This window comes from Bradyrhizobium sp. Kon56 (genome assembly GCF_055807635.1).
In genome coordinates this window covers 1-528 of record NZ_JBVVOU010000140.1, presented here as the reverse complement: position 1 = coordinate 528, position 528 = coordinate 1, and the positions used below count along the sequence as shown (strand labels likewise).

At 39.4% G+C, this 528-nt stretch carries 1 protein-coding gene; it reads right to left on the bottom strand.

All coding sequences use genetic code 11. From position 1 onward, the window contains the following. Positions 1-317: 317 nt before the first annotated feature. Positions 318-528 (bottom strand): hypothetical protein (locus tag AC0L3B_RS38320; RefSeq protein WP_473382760.1); only part of this gene is annotated, 211 nt, incomplete at its 5' end.

Genomic DNA, 528 nt, shown 5'->3' with positions numbered 1-528 from the left:
TGAATAACAGCCCTTGAAGTATTGATAGTTGTGGTTTTCTTTTCATCGTTTAAAATGCCGTGTAAGCAGTAATTGGGTTTCCGTCTGCATTTACGTGCATAACAGCTTTTTCTGGTTTTCATGTTCTAGCCCGTCTCGAGATCTACTGTATTTAAAGTGTCTGTCAATGCTGCTAAACAAACTTTCGGCTGCTGATGTTCTTGGTTGATTTTATAGTGAATGCCGTATGTGTTCATCTTGTAGTGGTCGTCGCACTATGATGACGCTATCAATAATAGCGTGCACGTTATGTTCGCGCCCCCCTTATGGGTTTATGTTTATTTAGACTCGGTTACCTCAAGGTTGTATCTGTTAAGGCAGTCTAATAGCGTTTTCATGAAGCACCGTTTGTCAATTATTTCATCGCTGAAATGATTATTTTCTTTGGTAATAACGACAGAGAATACTTCTCTAACGGGAATGTTGTGTATTTTTAACTCGCGAATGCCATGACAATCAATGCCCATTCTGCAGATGTTGTAGCCTTTT